This window comes from Amycolatopsis sp. M39, assembly GCF_001651785.1.
GTDB classification, from domain to species: Bacteria; Actinomycetota; Actinomycetes; order Mycobacteriales; family Pseudonocardiaceae; genus Amycolatopsis; species Amycolatopsis rubida.
In genome coordinates this window covers 1-579 of the sequence record NZ_LWSF01000033.1, presented here as the reverse complement: position 1 = coordinate 579, position 579 = coordinate 1, and the positions used below count along the sequence as shown (strand labels likewise).

Below are 579 nucleotides of genomic sequence, written 5' to 3'. Positions count from 1 at the left end.
AGCTCCCAGTTCGACAACAACGCCGGGTTCACCCCGATCCGCCGCCCCAGCTCCCGCAACCCGAACCGCGCCTCAATCCGCGCATCCCGCAACGCAGCACCCAGACCGCGCGCTCGCGGACTCGCCATATCCGTCCCACGCATCTACGCCGCCTTGCTGTCACCAGTTGCAGACGCTGCTCCGGCCGACCGCGACGGCTTCCCCGCAGCACTCGCCGCAGCCTTGAAGCCAGTCGCCCGGAACACATACGTCTGATACTTGAACTCGCCCTGCCCGCCGACACGCGGCTCCGCCGTCAACCCGTCCAGCTCCACCGGACGCATCCCCGGCAACGCCTCCGCCGTCGTCGGCACCGGCTGAACGTCCGCCAGGAACGTCACCTCGAACGAGGCCCGCTTCGCCTTCGTCTCGCCCGGGTCCGTCACTGCGGCCCGCCACTGCCGCTTGCCTGTCACCTCGTCAATGCGCTGGCGTACGGGTCGCCCCGCAGCGCGGTCTTCGCGAGACTGATACTCGTTGTCCGGGATCACTTCCCCCCCGTTACCGTTTTCGTGGTTCCTGATCAAGGAGCTGTGGTCG

Annotated in this window: 1 protein-coding gene; it reads right to left on the bottom strand. The window is 68.0% G+C overall.

What is annotated here, in order from left to right:
- Positions 1-143: 143 nt before the first annotated feature.
- Entirely contained in the window at positions 144-566 is a 423-nt protein-coding gene (locus A4R44_RS40460; RefSeq protein ID WP_067593627.1) for a hypothetical protein, read from the bottom strand.
- Between the last annotated feature and the right edge of the window lie 13 nt (positions 567-579).